14 protein-coding genes are annotated in these 15,868 nt (G+C 53.9%); 3 read left to right on the top strand and 11 right to left on the bottom strand.

What is annotated here, in order from left to right; genetic code table 11:
* Window positions 1-47 precede the first annotated feature (47 nt).
* The 5 genes from ubiB to udp all read right to left on the bottom strand — a co-directional run bounded on the left by ubiB (window position 48) and on the right by udp (window position 5,482).
* Window positions 48-1,688: a ubiquinone biosynthesis regulatory protein kinase UbiB gene (gene ubiB / locus ACLJR2_RS18560; protein WP_000187559.1), complete on the bottom strand. Its 1,641-nt coding sequence runs from the start codon at window positions 1,686-1,688 to the stop codon at window positions 48-50.
* Window positions 1,685-2,290, bottom strand: a complete 606-nt coding sequence (gene ubiJ / locus ACLJR2_RS18555; RefSeq protein ID WP_001116093.1) for a ubiquinone biosynthesis protein UbiJ — start codon at window positions 2,288-2,290, stop codon at window positions 1,685-1,687. Before ubiJ ends, ubiB begins: the two co-directional genes overlap by 4 nt.
* A gap of 9 nt (window positions 2,291-2,299) precedes the next feature.
* Window positions 2,300-3,055: a bifunctional demethylmenaquinone methyltransferase/2-methoxy-6-polyprenyl-1,4-benzoquinol methylase UbiE gene (gene ubiE, locus ACLJR2_RS18550; RefSeq protein ID WP_000229009.1), complete on the bottom strand. Its 756-nt coding sequence runs from the start codon at window positions 3,053-3,055 to the stop codon at window positions 2,300-2,302.
* Window positions 3,056-3,150: 95 nt separating this feature from the next.
* Window positions 3,151-4,581, bottom strand: coding sequence for a DNA recombination protein RmuC (rmuC, locus tag ACLJR2_RS18545; RefSeq protein WP_000355562.1), 1,431 nt, complete (start codon window positions 4,579-4,581; stop codon window positions 3,151-3,153).
* Window positions 4,582-4,720: 139 nt separating this feature from the next.
* Window positions 4,721-5,482: a uridine phosphorylase gene (gene udp / locus ACLJR2_RS18540; protein WP_000045169.1), complete on the bottom strand. Its 762-nt coding sequence runs from the start codon at window positions 5,480-5,482 to the stop codon at window positions 4,721-4,723.
* A 258-nt stretch (window positions 5,483-5,740) separates the two neighbouring features.
* On the opposite strand from udp, the gene ACLJR2_RS18535 reads away from it, so the two are divergent.
* Window positions 5,741-6,553, top strand: coding sequence for a dienelactone hydrolase family protein (locus ACLJR2_RS18535; RefSeq protein ID WP_000213959.1), 813 nt, complete (start codon window positions 5,741-5,743; stop codon window positions 6,551-6,553).
* 79 nt (window positions 6,554-6,632) lie between these two features.
* On the opposite strand, the gene ACLJR2_RS18530 is transcribed toward ACLJR2_RS18535, so the two are convergent.
* Together ACLJR2_RS18530 and metE are read right to left on the bottom strand one after the other, a co-directional pair.
* Window positions 6,633-7,976 carry an anaerobic sulfatase maturase gene (locus ACLJR2_RS18530; protein WP_000017947.1) on the bottom strand — a complete coding sequence of 448 codons (1,344 nt, stop codon included), beginning with the start codon at window positions 7,974-7,976 and terminating at the stop codon, window positions 6,633-6,635.
* Between the two features lie 334 nt (window positions 7,977-8,310).
* Window positions 8,311-10,575 carry a 5-methyltetrahydropteroyltriglutamate--homocysteine S-methyltransferase gene (gene metE / locus ACLJR2_RS18525; protein WP_000154185.1) on the bottom strand — a complete coding sequence of 755 codons (2,265 nt, stop codon included), beginning with the start codon at window positions 10,573-10,575 and terminating at the stop codon, window positions 8,311-8,313.
* Between the two features lie 248 nt (window positions 10,576-10,823).
* On the opposite strand from metE, the gene metR reads away from it, so the two are divergent.
* Window positions 10,824-11,777, top strand: a complete 954-nt coding sequence (gene metR / locus ACLJR2_RS18520) for an HTH-type transcriptional regulator MetR (protein ID WP_000569786.1) — start codon at window positions 10,824-10,826, stop codon at window positions 11,775-11,777.
* On the opposite strand, the gene ACLJR2_RS18515 is transcribed toward metR, so the two are convergent.
* The 3 genes from ACLJR2_RS18515 to pldB form a co-directional block, all read right to left on the bottom strand.
* Window positions 11,665-12,564, bottom strand: coding sequence for a carboxylate/amino acid/amine transporter (locus ACLJR2_RS18515; RefSeq protein ID WP_001196257.1), 900 nt, complete (start codon window positions 12,562-12,564; stop codon window positions 11,665-11,667). The genes metR and ACLJR2_RS18515 overlap by 113 nt on opposite strands.
* Window positions 12,565-12,644: 80 nt before the next feature.
* Window positions 12,645-13,445, bottom strand: a complete 801-nt coding sequence (yigL, locus tag ACLJR2_RS18510) for a sugar/pyridoxal phosphate phosphatase YigL (RefSeq protein ID WP_000285338.1) — start codon at window positions 13,443-13,445, stop codon at window positions 12,645-12,647.
* A gap of 15 nt (window positions 13,446-13,460) precedes the next feature.
* Window positions 13,461-14,477, bottom strand: a complete 1,017-nt coding sequence (gene pldB, locus ACLJR2_RS18505; protein ID WP_000487685.1) for a lysophospholipase L2 — start codon at window positions 14,475-14,477, stop codon at window positions 13,461-13,463.
* Window positions 14,478-14,587: 110 nt separating this feature from the next.
* Between pldB and rhtB the strand changes: the two genes are divergently transcribed.
* Window positions 14,588-15,208, top strand: coding sequence for a homoserine/homoserine lactone efflux protein (gene rhtB / locus ACLJR2_RS18500; protein ID WP_000142526.1), 621 nt, complete (start codon window positions 14,588-14,590; stop codon window positions 15,206-15,208).
* A gap of 39 nt (window positions 15,209-15,247) precedes the next feature.
* Here rhtB and rhtC read toward each other — a convergent pair whose 3' ends face one another.
* Window positions 15,248-15,868 carry a threonine export protein RhtC gene (rhtC, locus tag ACLJR2_RS18495; RefSeq protein ID WP_000980080.1) on the bottom strand — a complete coding sequence of 207 codons (621 nt, stop codon included), beginning with the start codon at window positions 15,866-15,868 and terminating at the stop codon, window positions 15,248-15,250.

Genomic DNA, 15,868 nt, shown 5'->3' with positions numbered 1-15,868 from the left:
ATAATATGTACCTGCGTGACACAACCGGCGTTGAGCGATAAAAAATCTCAACGAGTTTTACGCCAGCCAACCAGCCAGACAACTACGCCGCCGACCATGAGCCAGCCAGGCATCAATCCCCATTCAGGGCGGTTGACGAGTAAGAATGACCCGCTCAGTAACAGCGTTGCGCCAATTCCCAATAAATAACGAGACTGACTTTGGCGCACATGGTTTACCTGTAACTCGCGCGCAATCTTATCAACACTGTGCTGTAAATATTTGCCCTGGCGCAAACTGTCGTACACCAGTTCAGGTATTTCTGGCATTTTTTCGACCCAGAACGGCGCTTTTTCTTTAAGAGCCCGCGTGAGAGCCGGAATACCCACCTGATCTTTGATCCAGGACTCAAGAAACGGCTTCGCCGTTTTCCACAAATCAAGCTGAGGATAAAGTTGCCGCCCAACCCCTTCAACATACAATAATGTTTTCTGCAACAACACCAGTTGCGGCTGGACTTCCATGTTAAATCGACGCGCTGTATTGAAAAGGTTTAACAACACATGACCAAACGAGATTTCCGCGAGCGGCTTTTCAAAAATAGGTTCACAGACGGTGCGGATGGCAAACTCAAAATCTTCAACGTTGGTATCTGGCGGAACCCAGCCTGAATCGACATGCAGCTCCGCCACCTTTCGGTAATCGCGATTAAAGAACGCGATAAAGTTTTCAGCCAGATAACGCTTATCTTCTTTGTTTAGCGACCCGACGATACCGCAGTCAATGCCGATATATTGCGGATTTTCAGGGTGTTCATGGCTGACAAAAATATTTCCCGGATGCATGTCCGCATGGAAAAAGCTGTCGCGGAAAACCTGGGTGAAGAAAACTTTAACCCCGCGTTCCGCCAGCAGTTTCATGTTGGTGCCGTTCTTTTCCAGCGCCGCCACATCCGAAACCGGAATGCCGTATATCCGCTCCATCACCATCATGTTCTGGCTACAGTAATCGGAGTACACCTCCGGGATATACAGCATGGGACTATTTTCAAAATTGCGGCGTAACTGAATCGCGTTGGCCGATTCCCGTAGCAGATTCAGCTCATCGATCAGCGTTTTCTCATACTCACGCACCACTTCCGTCGGACGCAGACGACGCCCATCCGGCAACAGGCGTGGCACCCAGCGAGCAAGGCGATAAATCAGTTTCAGGTCTGCCTGAATTACCGGCAAAATATCCGGGCGAATGACCTTAATAACCACTTCTTTACCGTTTGATTTCAATCGCGCGGTATGTACCTGGGCGATTGACGCCGACGCTAAAGGCTGGATATCAAAGTCGTCAAACCAGGCTTCGACAGGTAGCCCCCCCATCGCCTCTTCAATCTGGGCTTTCGCCAGCCGACCATCGAATGGCGCGACTTTATCCTGGAGCAAAGCGAGCTGATCGGCGATTTGCGGCGGGAACAGGTCACGGCGCGTGGAGAGCATCTGACCAAATTTGATCCAGACCGGTCCCAGCTCTTGCAACGCCAGTCTTAATCGTTCACCCAGCAATTTATCTTTATGCCGGTTTGGCATCCAGAACAGCGAATAGCGCCATAATCGGAGTGGCAGTGTAAGACGCATTCGGGGGATGAGTTCATCAAGGCCGTAGCTTAGAAACGTGCGGATGATGAAATATAGGCGCCGTACTTCACCTGGCGTCATTTGGCCTCCAGTTTTTCCAGCCGTGTGGTCAGAGAATCTACGGCGCGCTCAACAGCCGCGGTTTCTTCGGCAAACCATGCGACTTCCAGCGGGCCAGGCGCCATACGCCACTCTTCAGTGATCGCTTCAGCGGCATAACGCTGCTGGCGTTGAAACCCGTGGCGCAGGAATTTAGCCCCGCCACGCACGACCTTACCGATACTTTCCGCCGCAATATCACCCGTGTATGGCGCCAACAGCTCCGCAGGATCGAATTCGGCGAGATCGGCGAGCGCCACAAAATTTTGCACGACCTGAATATCGCCCTGCACTTCCAGTTCGCCGCTGCGAATAAGCGCGGCCAACTGCTGACGATCGCGTAGTTTTGGCAAAACGCTAGCTTGAGTGATTACCGTACAGTCCGCTTCGCCTTCCCATGCCCCCAGCACATCAACCTGGCGTTCGCTGAATACCAGGACTAATGGCGTCGAAAATCCCTTTAGTTTCACACACAGTACTTTTCCCTGTAAGCGCGTTCTGGCTGATTTCAGCGCTGGCGAACGATACAGAAACGTATTGAGGAGACCTTCAATTCCTGCGGTCACTAAGGGTTTAAAAGGCATTCCACCCTCCTAGAATTTATAACCACGGTGCAATGCCACAACGCCCGCCGTCAGATTGTAATAATCCACGCTCTCAAATCCGGCGTCCTGCATCATGGCTTTTAAGGTATCCTGATCGGGATGCATACGGATGGATTCCGCGAGATACCGATAGCTATCCGCATCGTTCGCGACCATCGAGCCAATACGCGGTAAAATATGGAAAGAATAGGCGTCATACGCTTTACTCAGCGGCTCAATGATAGGCTTGGAAAATTCAAGCACCAGTAAACGTCCGCCGGGTTTCAACACACGGAACATTGACCGCAGCGCTTTTTCTTTTTCCGTTACATTGCGCAAACCAAACGAAATGGTAATGCAATCAAACGTATTATCAGGGAAAGGCAGAGCTTCGGCATTCGCCTGCACATACTCTACGTTGCCGATCACGCCGATATTACGCAGCTTCTCACGCCCCATTTTGAGCATAGAATCATTAATATCCGCCAGGATAACTTTGCCAGTTTCCCCGACCATACGTGAAAATTTCGCGGTAAGATCGCCCGTACCGCCCGCTAAATCGAGAACGGTTTGTCCACGACGCACGCCACTGCAATCAATGGTGAAGCGCTTCCACAAACGATGAATGCCAAATGACATTAAATCATTCATCACATCGTACTTTGACGCCACAGAATGAAAAACGTGGGCCACCATGTCAGCTTTCTGCTCTTTAGCGACGGTCTGAAAGCCAAAGTGCGTCGTTTCTTGTGAATCTTCCACCATCTCAGTGCCTGCTTATCGATAAAAATGTTCAAGAAGTGTAACAGATTGGGCCAATTTGCCCTACTCTGCGCCAGGACTAAACTACTCCGTATGGGTTAACTTAACTGCTGCTTCACCCGTTCATCATTGGGATAATGTTCATCCTGCCGCCCTTCAGGGATCGATCGTAAACGATATTCTTCATCTTGCGTAACGGCCTGTTCCGCTAAATCCGGATTAATCTCGCGTTTGATTTCCACGCCTAGCCCCCGGAAGGCCTCCGCCTGCGCCAAAACGTTGCCACGCCCCGACGCAAGTTTTTTCATCGCCTGGCGGTAGTTATCCTGCGCTTTATCCAGACTCTGACCGATCGCTGACATATCATCAACGAACAATCGCATTTTATCGTAGAGCTTACTGGCTCTGTCCGCGATGTGCTGCGCATTGCGGCTCTGGTGTTCATAGCGCCACAGGTTGGCGATTGTCCGTAACGCCACCAGCAGCGTCGTGGGGCTTACCAGCATAATGTTATTTTTTAGCGCCTCGGTTATCAGTTCGGGCTGTTTATCTAACGCCAGCAGGAAAGCGGGTTCTACGGGGATAAACATCAGAACATAGTCCAGCGAGCGGAGGCCGGGAAGCTGCTGGTAGTCTTTACGCCCCAGTAAGCGAATATGATTGCGCACCGAGGCGATGTGCTCTTGTAAAGCGGCCTCGCGCGTGTAGTCATCTTCAGCGTTAAAGTAACGCTCGTAGGCGACCAACGTCATTTTAGCGTCGATGACCACATCTTTGCCCTGCGGCAAGCGGACGATGACATCCGGCTGCATCCGCGAGCGCGCATCGTTCTCAATACTGACCTGGGTTTCGTATTCGTAGCCTTCACGCAGTCCGGATGCCTCCAGCACCCGCGCCAGCACAACTTCGCCCCAGTTTCCTTGCGCCTTATTGTCCCCTTTCAGGGCGCGCGTCAGGTTGATCGCTTCCTGCGCCATTTGCGCGTTAAGCTGCTGCAAATTACGAATTTCGTGCGCCAGCGTATGCCGCTCCTGCGCTTCTTTGCCAAAACTCTCCTGAACCTGGCGGCGAAAACCGTCCAGTTGCTCACGCAGCGGCGTCAGCAGGCTATTCAGGCTTTGTCGGTTTTGTTCGTCTACGCGACGATTACTGTGTTCAAAGATACGGTTCGCCAGATTTTCAAACTGCTCGCTTAAACGCTGTTCGCTGTTGATCATCTGACGGATTTTGTCTTCCGCGTGTTGCTGAGTCGCCTCCAGACGGGTCGTGACTTCACGCAGATCGGCTTCCAGAGAGGTATTAATACTGTGCAGGCTACGCAGTTCGTTATTAAGTAACTCGCACTCACTGCGCCAGTGCGCTTCTTGCGCTAATTGCTGCCGGGCCGCGCTAAGTTCGATATCCAGCTCACGCCGTTCTTCGATAAGATCGGCGCGGATTTGATCGGCGTGCGCTTTCGTCGCCAGCCAGCCAATCACCGCCCCAGCCGCCAGCGCCACGACGGCGCTTATCATAAGAGTAATATCCACAACACCTCTCCTGGAACCACACTGTCCTGCACAAAATAGAATTGTGCTGTATAAACGTCCAGTTTAAAAGGGATTTCCTGCGAGGCGCCACGCAAAAAGAAAAGGCCGAACGCGTCGGCCTTTGCAAAAGAGAGGAGAATTACAGCAGACGACGGGCCGCTTCCACGACGATTTTCACCGCGTGGCTTTCAGTTTGTTTCATCGTTTCCGCATTCGGAATCTCTTGTTGGGTACGGTTAACGATAACGCCCGCCACCATACCTGCGCGTAACCCCTGGCTTGCGCACATGGTTAACAGCGTAGCGGATTCCATTTCGTAGTTCATCACGCCCATCGCCTGCCACTCTTCCATAGAGCCTTTGAAGCGCCGAACAACGCGGCCAGAATAGGTGTCGTAACGTTCCTGACCCGGATAGAAAGTGTCGGAAGAGGCGGTTACGCCAACGTGAGTCGTGGCGCCAATCGATTTCGCGGCTTCAACCAGCGCAGTGGTGCAAGCAAAGTCGGCAACCGCCGGGAATTCCATCGGCGCAAAATGCAGGCTCGCCCCATCCAGACGTACGGATGCGGTCGTTACCAGAACGTCGCCGACGTTGATGTGCGGCTGAATAGCCCCCGTGGTGCCGATACGCAAGAAGGTACGAATACCCAGTTGCGCCAGTTCTTCCACGGCAATAGAGGTAGACGGGCCGCCGATACCGGTAGAGCAAACGATAACTGCTTTGCCATCCAGCTCAGCGCGCCAGGAGGTGAATTCGCGGTGAGATGCCAGCTTAACCGGCTTATCCATCAGCGCGGCGATCTTTTCCACACGCTCAGGATCGCCAGGGACGATGGCGAGCTGGGCCCCTTGTAAATCGTTTTTGGTGAGGCCGAGATGAAAAACATCAGACTTGGACATATAAAACTCCTCTGTGAATCGGGTTTGTCAGAAGAAGCAAAGAGACACTTTACCTAAGGCATAAAGATATTTTCGTGACAGCCATCACTATGACGTAAAACAATTGCACTCGTTTACCATTAAAAAGTGATGCGCATCACAATAAATAATCAGTATCGCCAGGCATTGCACAAAAGATAGCCGCTTTAAGGCAATGTGGTTTGTTACACACTGTCTATAGTTAAGATTGCGCTATTTTTTAAGGGTACGGAGAATACCATGACAACGACACATCCATCCGGCTTTGCACCTGCAGCTTCCCCACTTGCCCCTACGATGATTCATACGCCTGATGGGGCCATTAGCGCGGGGATAACGTCGATCCCCTCTCAGGGCGACGATATGCCAGCCTATTACGCCAGACCAAAAGCGAGCGATGGCGCGCTGCCTGTGGTCATTGTGGTACAGGAAATTTTTGGCGTACATGAACACATTCGCGATATTTGCCGACGACTGGCGCTGGAAGGCTATCTCGCTATCGCGCCGGAGCTCTATTTCCGCGAAGGCGACCCCAATGATTTCGCCGATATACCCACATTATTGAGCGGGCTGGTGGCTAAAGTACCCGATTCGCAAGTCCTTGCCGACCTGGATCACGTCGCCAGTTGGGCTTCGCGCAACGGCGGGGATGCGCATCGGCTGATGATCACCGGTTTTTGTTGGGGAGGCCGGATTACCTGGCTGTACGCCGCGCACAACCCACAGTTAAAAGCGGCGGTAGCGTGGTACGGCAAGCTGGTGGGCGACACGTCACTCAATTCGCCGAAGCATCCCGTTGACATTGCCACCGATCTTAACGCGCCGGTACTGGGTTTATACGGCGGGCAGGATACCAGTATTCCACAGGAGAGCGTGGAAACCATGCGTCAGGCGCTACGCGCCGCTAATGCGAAGGCGGAAATCGTGGTCTATCCCGATGCAGGGCACGCGTTTAATGCCGATTATCGTCCGGGCTACCACGAAGCCTCGGCGAAAGACGGCTGGCAAAGAATGCTGGAATGGTTCGCGCAGTACGGTGGGAAAAAAGGCTAACCACAGCGCATTACGATGTTTGTTGGGCCTACGAGACCGGAGTCGGTGTAGGCTCAACAAAGCGTCATCGCCACGTTAGCTATGCTTTACCACAGCATTTTTTATATTTTTTGCCGCTGCCGCAGGGACAGAGATGGTTACGACTGACGGCTCCTGTGTCTTTACGCGCGTCCTGCGCCAGCCAGCGCATGATCGATGCCATCGGATAGCCTTGCGCCAGCAGCTCCCGCCAGACATTCATATACGGCGTAACGTGCTGGAAAAAATGCTTATAGCCCGCACACAAGTAATTATGCGCAGGATGACCGGACGGCGAGACGGCAAAGCGATGCTTCGGACAGCCGCCATGACACGCAAAGCGGTAGTCACAGCGACGACAATCGGCGGTCAGGGTCTCCCGCTTGGCCTCGCCAAACGCAATAGCCCGCTCGCTATTATTTAAGGCTTTGATGCTGTGCTGGTGGATATTTCCCAGCAGATGCTCCGGGTAGACAAAGTGGTCGCAGTTGTAGAGATCGCCGTTCGACTCCAACGCGAAGGCATGTCCACAAGTCTCGGAATGTACACACAGTACCGGCTGCTGCGCCGTCCAGGCGGCTAACGCCACGTCAAACATCTGCACATAGACGCGGTCTACGTCGCGACGAACCCAGATATCAAAGATCTGGTTGAGAAATTCGCCATATTGCCACGACGGTACCGTCCATGGCGCCAGCGTCGCCGCGCTTTCGCCGGGCATCACCAGATTAAGTACCGATGAGTTATCGGTGCTCATTCGCTCTACCAGCGGGATAAACTGAATAAAACGCGATCCCGCCGCCAGAAGAAATTCGTAGACGTCTGCTGCATGACCGACGTTATGTTTTCCCACGACGGTTAAGGTATTAAAGTCGACATGGTGCGCTTTAAGCCGCGCCATTGCTGCGACGACCTGTTCATGAGTTCCTTTTCCAGCGCGATTAAGCCGATAGTGGTTGTGTAACGACGCCGGGCCGTCGATAGAGAGACCGATGAGAAAATGCTGTTCAGCGAAAAAGCGCGCCCACTCGTCATTCACCAGGATGCCGTTCGTCTGCAACGCATGAGTGATTTTTCGCCCATCGCCGTACTTTTCACATAATGCGACAACCCGACGGAAAAACGGTAGCCCCATCATGGTCGGTTCGCCGCCCTGCCAGGCAAAGTCAATGCGGTCGCCACTCTGCGCGGCAATATGCTGGCGTATAAATTGTTCCAGCGTCTCGTCCGACATCCGCCAGTTTTTATTGCGTTCCGGGTACAGCGCCTCTTTTTCAAGATAGAAGCAATATGTGCAATCAATATTGCAGATCGCGCCGCCGGGTTTGGCCATTACGTGACAACCTGCTACCGCCATGTCAGACATCTCCGTTAAAAAATAAGGTTCACCTGCGCCATGAGACAATGCGACGTTTATCGTCGCCAGGGAACATAACAGAATGGAAAACCTCGTTTTGTGCTATGAGAGCGCTGGGCGATCATGACAGGAAAAACGATCTGCGAGGCAATAAAATCCGCCGCGCTGCTTCCAGGGACGCTATCCGCCTGGTTGTCATTCATACGGAGAACCTTTTTATTATCAAGATCGCCAAATAGCCAGATCCTGAAAAAGACAGCGCGGAAAATAAGAAAAAGGGAAATGAGAAGAAAGAGGCGCTGTTAATCAGGTCAGACACGGGCGCTACCCGTCAAAGGGTAGCGCCGCATTGCTGCCGGATAAACGCAGCGGTCAGGATGGGCTATTTCGCCTGACGCAGATTATGCGCCGCTTTGACCATGTTCGCTAACGCCGCGCGGGTTTCCGGCCAACCGCGAGTTTTCAGACCGCAGTCCGGATTCACCCACAGGCGTTGTGCTGGAATACGCTGTGCCGCCTTCTTCAGCAGGGCTTCAATCCACTCGACGCTCGGCACGTTCGGCGAGTGAATATCGTACACGCCCGGCCCGATTTCGTTCGGGTAGTCGAACGCTTCGAACGACTCCAGCAACTCCATATCCGAGCGGGAGGTCTCAATGGTGATCACATCCGCGTCCAGCGCGGCGATCGAATCCATAATGTCGTTGAACTCGCAGTAACACATGTGGGTGTGGATCTGGGTTTCATCCTTCGCCACCGCCGCGTTAATGCGGAAGGCTTCCACACCCCATTCCAGATAGGCGTCCCAGTCGCTGCGACGCAGCGGTAGACCTTCGCGCAGCGCCGGTTCGTCAATCTGAATAATCCCAATCCCCGCCGCCTCCAGATCCGCGACTTCATCACGCAGCGCCAGCGCAATCTGTTTCGCAATCGTTTCGCGGGTCACGTCTTCGCGGGGGAATGACCAGCAAAGAATAGTCACCGGGCCGGTCAACATCCCTTTTACCGGCTTGTCGGTCAGCGACTGGGCATATTTCGCCCACTCCACGGTAATCGGTGCCGGACGGCTGATATCGCCAATCACTACCGGCGGTTTCACACAGCGGGAGCCATAGCTTTGCACCCAACCATTCTGGGTAAAGACGAAGCCGTCCAGATGCTCGCCGAAGTATTCCACCATGTCGTTTCGCTCGGCTTCGCCGTGTACCAGCACATCCAGCCCTAAACGCTCCTGCTCGATGATAGCCTGTTTGATATGTTCGGCGATGCCGGTGCGGTAGTTATTCGCGTCGAGGTTGCCCTTTTTGAAGTCCAGACGCAGGCCGCGAATTTCCGTGGTTTGCGGAAACGAACCGATAGTCGTCGTCGGCCAGGCGGGAAGTTTAAAGCGGGCGCGTTGCGCTTCAGCGCGCACCTCATACGGATTCTCACGCTGGCTGTCCTGCGCGGTGATCGCCGCCAGGCGTTTTTCTACTGCGGCATTATGTACGCGGCGGGAGTGACGACGAGCCTGAATCGGTGCGCTCCATTCCTCAAGCGCCGCCGTTTCGCCGCTGTTCAGCGCATCGCGCAGCAACGCCAGTTCACCGCATTTTTGCAGCGCAAAGGCAAACCAGCTTTTAACTTCCGTATCCAGACGCGTTTCGACGCTGAGATCGATCGGGCTGTGCAGCAAAGAGCAGGAGGATGCTACCCACAGCGCGCGTTTGCCCACAAGGGCGTTAATCTGCGCGTATTTTTCGGTCAAATCGGCGCGCCAGACATTACGCCCGTTAATCAAGCCTGCGGAAAGCAGCCAGTCGACCGGCAGACGTTGATGCAGTTCCGCTACATCATCTTTGCCATGAATGAGGTCAACATGTAGCCCCTGTACCGGTAGCGCGATAATAGTGTCCAGGTTTGGCGTCACGCCTTCAAAATAGGTCGTCAGCAACAGCTTCACCTGGCCGGCGAGCGCGTCGTAAGCCGGTTTGAAGGCATCCAGCCACACCTGCGGCAGTTCCAGCACCAGTGCTGGCTCATCAATTTGGACCCACTCAATACCACGTTTTGCCAGTTCAGCCAGTACGTGCTGATACACCGGCAAAATGTCTTTCAGCAACGTCAGGCGGTCAAACGGCTCGCCTTTCACTTTACCCAGCCACAGATACGTGACAGGCCCCAGCAGTACGGGTTTGATCTTATGCCCCAGCGCCAGCGCTTCGTCCACTTCCTCCAGCAACTGTGTCCAGGTGAGTCTGAACTGCTGGCCTTTGCTGAACTCCGGTACTATGTAGTGATAGTTAGTATTAAACCATTTGGTCATTTCCGCTGCCGCCGCCGGTTCGCCGGTTGGCGCGCGACCGCGGCCAATGCGGAACAGAGTGTCGATGTCCACGGAACCGTCGTTGTTCTGATGACGAGCCGGCACATTGCCTAACAGCAGGCTGGTGGTCAGAACATGGTCGTACCAGGCAAAGTCGCCTACCGGTAACAGGTCAATACCCGCTTGTTTCTGCTGCTCCCAGTGACGCGCGCGCAGTTCGCGGCCCACCGCCAGTAACGCTTCACGCGTTGAGTTCCCCGCCCAGTAGCTCTCTTGCGCTTTTTTCAACTCGCGACGCAGGCCAACGCGAGGAAAACCGAGGGTATGAGTCAATATTGTCATTTTACTTCCTCTCTTATTTTATTGAATCTGAAAGTAAAACTCTAAATAGTTCGCCTTGCAGGAAGGCGGCGACACAGCGCATCCCCAGGAGCTTACTGAAGTAAGTGACTGGGGTAAGCAAGGAAGCCAACGCATCTGCAAGTCGAAATATGACGAGTTTTAGACGTCTGGATGTTTACACATCCATAATGTAAAGGTACTGTATATTCCTCAAGCGCAATTTGTTCATGGCGAAGTGAAGGACTTTCATGATCGAAATTAAACATCTGAAAACACTCCAGGCATTGCGGAATAGTGGATCGCTGGCTGCCGCGGCGGCGGTGCTGCACCAGACCCAATCCGCTCTGTCTCATCAGTTCAGCGATCTGGAACAACGCCTTGGCTTCCGCCTGTTCGTGCGTAAAAGCCAGCCGCTGCGCTTTACGCCGCAGGGGGAAGTTCTGCTGCAACTGGCGAACCAGGTGCTGCCGCAAATCAGCCGTGCGCTGCAGGCGTGCAACGAACCGCAGCAAACTCGTCTGCGCATCGCTATTGAATGTCATAGCTGTATTCAGTGGCTGACCCCGGCGCTGGAAAACTTCCGTGCAAGCTGGCCGCAGGTAGAAATGGATTTCACATCCGGCGTCACTTTTGATCCGCAACCAGCCTTGCAACAAGGCGAGCTGGATTTGGTGATGACGTCGGATATTTTGCCGCGCAGCGGGCTGCATTATTCGCCGATGTTTGATTTTGAAGTCCGACTGGTGCTGGCGCCCGACCATCCGCTGGCCAGCAAAACGCAGATTACGCCGGAAGATTTAGCCAGCGAAACGCTGTTGATTTACCCGGTGCAGCGCAGCCGACTGGATGTCTGGCGACATTTCCTGCAACCGGCGGGTATCAGTCCGCTGCTGAAAAGCGTGGATAATACGCTACTGCTGATTCAGATGGTGGCGGCCAGAATGGGTATTGCCGCCCTGCCGCACTGGGTGGTGGAAAGCGTTGAGCGCCAGGGTCTGGTGGTGACCAAAACCCTGGGTGATGGTCTGTGGAGCCGCCTGTATGCCGCCGTGCGCGACGGCGACCAGCGTCAGGCGGTGACCGAGGCGTTTATTCGCTCGACGCGGGATCACGCCTGCGATCATCTGCCGTTTGTGCGGAGCGCGGAGCGACCCATTTTCGATGCACCCACAGCGAAGCCAGGATCACAGCCGCGCCTGTAATAAAGCTTGGCCAGTGGGGCTGCTGATGCCAGATGGCAAGATTAACCAGCAGTCCTGCGGGAACATGCATATTATTCATGATACCCAGCGTCCCGGCGTCTACCTGGGTAGCGCCATAGTTCCACATAAAGTAGCCAATGCCGGACGCCACCACGCCGAGAAACACCAGAATGCTCCATTGCAGCGTAGTTTCCGGCAGCTTTTGCGCATTCCCCAACAGCGACCACGCCACCGCCGCCACCAAAAACGCCCCCAGATAGAACCACGCAAAGGCGTTGTGCTGCGGCATGGGACGGGTCTCCATCAGACGTTTATACCCCACCATTCCGATAGCGAAACTGATATTAGAAAGCTGCACCAGGAGCAAACCGACCCAAAAATGGTCGGTCACGCGATCGTAGCGAATAATCCCGGCGCCAATCACCGCCAGCAACGCGCTAAATGCATAGCCCCAGCGCAAACGACGCTGACTCATCACATCGTAAATCAGCGTGATATAGAGCGGCGTCAGAACGGTAAACAGCAGCAGTTCGGATACGGTCAGATAGAGGTAAGCATGGAAGCTCAACATATACATGATGCCAAGCTGCATCGCCCCCACCAGCATATACAGGCTGATGGTTTTTAGGTTGTGCCCGCGAGTACGCAAAAACGGCAGAAAAACGAGCGCCGCCAGCCCAACGCGTATCAACACCGCGAAATAGCTATCGACATGCCCGGCAAGATACTCGCCAAATAGACTAAAGGAGAAAGCCCACAGGATAGTGGTAATGATGAGTAGCGCCACAATGGATGTCTCTTAAAACAGGGAACACCCATTGTAGCGGAGAGTGAAGTTGACAACTGGTCAACTAACAAACAATCACATCAGCGTAAGAAAAGATCGCGCAGGTAATGCGGCACGGCGTTATCCGCGTTGATGCCGATCACCTCAAGTTCGGGATACAGGTCTTTCAGACGCTGGTGCGCATTGCCCATGATGCAGCCTTTGCCCGCCATCGTGAGCATTTCAGCGTCGTTCATTCCGTCGCCAAAGGCGATACACTCTTTCAGACTGTACCCCATCGCCTGAGCGACCGCTTCCAGCGCATGACCTTTCGACACTCCGCCCGCCATCACTTCCAGACAGGTTAGCGTAGAGAAGCTCACGTTTACCCGATCGCCCCAGCGCGCGTTAATCGCCTGCTCCAGCGGCAACAACTTTTCATGAGTGTCGCTGGTGAAAAACACTTTGCTGACGCCCTCCGGCTCCAGCAGCGCAGGTTCAAACAACGAGTAGTTAAATACCGCCTCTTTGAAAAAACGCATTTCATCGGGGCGATGACGATTCATAAACCATTCGTCGTCGCGATAAACGTTAGTCACGATGTCCGGATTCGCATTCACCACCCCGAACAGGTCGCTGGCAATGTCGCTGTCCAGATTATGCGTAAAAACCAAATTCCCGTCGGTATCGTGCACTCGCGCGCCGTTGGAGGTGATCATATAAGACTTGATTTCAAGATTATCGCGGATTTGCCCTACATCGACATGATGACGACCAGTGGCAAAGACAAAATGGATGCCGCGTGCGGTCAACAGCTTCAGAGTCTCTTTGGCATAAGGGGACAACGTATGGTCGGGGGAGAGCAGCGTGCCATCTAAATCAGACGCAACAACCTGATACATAATAAAATTTAACCTCTAAGCAAAGCGATTTCCGCTGGATAAATTAGGCTTGTTGAAAAATTCAACAATGGCGTTAAGCGCGACTGAGCGCATGGCGTCCTTTTCAAAAAGGATCTCATGGTACGCGCCTTTGATAACCAGCGGTTTTCCCCCTTCACAAGGGTATCCCGCCGCGGCGCGAATTTCACAAAAACGATCGTGGGTGCGGTTATCCACTACCCGCTCTTCTTCCGCCTGAATCAGTAGCGTAGGCGTCGTGTCATCGCTCGCCCCAGCCAGTACCTGCTCACCCGCCAGAATGCCTTCGCGTACCCAATGCCAAGTGGGGCCGCCAACGCGCAGCTGCGGCTCGTCGGCATAAAATCGTAAGTTGCGCTGATAACGCTGGCGGCTGTGGGTCAGCGCATTCATCCCAAACGGCAACGCCCGCCACTGACCGGTACCAATGGCGTAATCTTCACGGATGCGCTGGTGCCCTTCAGCCCAGTCGAGAATATGGCGCACCATAAAGGAAGGCAAGCGTATCACAATACCAAACATCGGCGCGGTGAGCGCAATAGCGTCGCACCGCACACGATGGCGTTGCAGGAACAGGGTGGCTATCGCGCCCCCCATTGAGTGCGCCAGGATATAACGCTTACGCCACGGCCCCGGCTCAATTTCCTGCTGCCAGAACGCCGCTAAGTCTTCAACATAATCGTTAAAATGATCAACATGACCCCGATGCGGGTCCGATAACATCCGCCCGGAGCGCCCTTGACCACGGTGGTCAATGATGAAGATATCAAAACCGAGATGAAAAAGGTCATACGCCAGTTCAGCGTATTTTACATAACTCTCAATGCGGCCAGGACAAATGACGATCGTCCGATCGTTGGAATCATTTCGAAAACGGACAAAGCGCACCGGAATGTTACCCACGCCGATAAACTCTGCCTCTTCCCGCTGACGCCAGAAATCGGTCAGCGGCCCCATAGCAAAAGCGGCAAACGCATTTTCTCTTGTTTCCCAGTCATTTTGCTGCTGAAACATCGGGTTTTCGGCCTCGTTTACCAGGTAAAATCGTTTTTTGCGTCGTGCCTGACACAACACAGCGGCAGTAGCGTATTGTGGCACAAAAACAGACAACCAGGGAGTTTCGCATGACCTTTGAATGGTGGTTCGCCTATCTACTGACCTCAACTCTGCTGAGTCTTTCTCCGGGTTCAGGCGCCATCAATACCATGACGACGTCTATCAACCATGGATATCGTGGCGCAGTGGCTTCTATCGCCGGACTCCAGACTGGGCTGGGAATACATATCGTACTGGTGGGCGTCGGACTGGGTACGCTCTTTTCGCGCTCGCTCATCGCTTTTGAAATCCTGAAATGGGCTGGCGCGGCTTATCTTATCTGGCTGGGTATCCAGCAATGGCGCGCCGCAGGCGCTATCGATCTGCATACTCTTGCCCAGACGCAATCGCGGGGTCGGCTGTTCAAACGCGCGGTCTTTGTCAATCTAACCAATCCCAAAAGCATTGTCTTTCTTGCCGCCCTGTTTCCGCAATTCATCATGCCGCAGCAACCGCAACTGGCGCAGTACCTCATTCTCGGCGTCACTACGATTGTGGTGGATATGATTGTGATGACCGGTTACGCCACGCTGGCGCAGCGCATTGCCGCCTGGATTAAAGGACCAAAGCAGATGAAGGCGCTGAATAAAGCGTTTGGTTCGTTGTTTATGCTGGTAGGCGCGCTCCTGGCGTCGGCAAGACACGCGTGATAGTCGTGCCGGATGATGTTTATCCGGCCCGGAGGTAAATTAGCGCGAAATAATCAGGTGAATACCAAAGCCCGCAAACAGAGCGCCGGCAAAGCCATCAATCCATTTCGCCAGACGCTGATAGCCGCGGCGCATTTTCGGCAGCGCGAACAGGCTGGCGACTACGGTAAACCAGGCCAGCGTTTCCAGGGTGATTAACGCGAAAATACCCCAGCGCGCCGCAGCGCCGACGTTATCGCCGACAAACAGTGAAAAAACGGAACCAAAATAGATAATCGCTTTAGGATTCGACAGATTGGTCAGCAGCCCTTTGAGAAAACTGCGCCCGCTCTGCGCCAGTTCAATGTGCGGAGAAGACGCCGCCGCATCCTGTTTTTTCAGCGCGCCGCGCAGCATCTGATAGCCCATCCAGCACAGGTACAGGCCGCCGCCTACCATAATGATCGTATGCAGCCAGGCCATTTTTTCGATGATGAGATGCAGGCCAAGCAGCGCCACGCCCGCCCATACCATCACGCCGCAGGTAATGCCCAGTACGCCCATCATCGCTTCTTTACGCGAACGGCTGACAGCAGTTTGAGACACGAAGAAAAAGTCGGGGCCGGGGCTCATTAGCGCAACGATGTGCACCATTGCCACGGTGAAAAATAGCATCATCAT

Origin of the sequence: Salmonella sp. SAL03688 (assembly GCF_046551895.1) — a bacterium.
GTDB lineage: Bacteria > Pseudomonadota > Gammaproteobacteria > Enterobacterales > Enterobacteriaceae > Salmonella > Salmonella enterica.
The sequence above is the reverse complement of the archived record's forward strand: the minus strand, read 5'-3'. Positions and strand labels throughout refer to the sequence as shown.

What these genes read in the sequence shown, in the direction of transcription:
- ubiB (WP_000187559.1), bottom strand. Translation starts at nt 1,688, where the DNA reads ATGACGCCAGGTGAAGTACGGCGCCTATATTTCATCATCCGCACGTTT.
- ubiJ (WP_001116093.1), bottom strand. Translation starts at nt 2,290, where the DNA reads ATGCCTTTTAAACCCTTAGTGACCGCAGGAATTGAAGGTCTCCTCAAT.
- ubiE (WP_000229009.1), bottom strand. Translation starts at nt 3,055, where the DNA reads ATGGTGGAAGATTCACAAGAAACGACGCACTTTGGCTTTCAGACCGTC.
- udp (WP_000045169.1), bottom strand. Translation starts at nt 5,482, where the DNA reads ATGTCCAAGTCTGATGTTTTTCATCTCGGCCTCACCAAAAACGATTTA.
- ACLJR2_RS18535 (WP_000213959.1), top strand. Translation starts at nt 5,741, where the DNA reads ATGACAACGACACATCCATCCGGCTTTGCACCTGCAGCTTCCCCACTT.
- metE (WP_000154185.1), bottom strand. Translation starts at nt 10,575, where the DNA reads ATGACAATATTGACTCATACCCTCGGTTTTCCTCGCGTTGGCCTGCGT.
- metR (WP_000569786.1), top strand. Translation starts at nt 10,824, where the DNA reads ATGATCGAAATTAAACATCTGAAAACACTCCAGGCATTGCGGAATAGT.
- yigL (WP_000285338.1), bottom strand. Translation starts at nt 13,445, where the DNA reads ATGTATCAGGTTGTTGCGTCTGATTTAGATGGCACGCTGCTCTCCCCC.
- pldB (WP_000487685.1), bottom strand. Translation starts at nt 14,477, where the DNA reads ATGTTTCAGCAGCAAAATGACTGGGAAACAAGAGAAAATGCGTTTGCC.
- rhtB (WP_000142526.1), top strand. Translation starts at nt 14,588, where the DNA reads ATGACCTTTGAATGGTGGTTCGCCTATCTACTGACCTCAACTCTGCTG.
- rhtC (WP_000980080.1), bottom strand. Translation starts at nt 15,868, where the DNA reads ATGATGATGCTATTTTTCACCGTGGCAATGGTGCACATCGTTGCGCTA.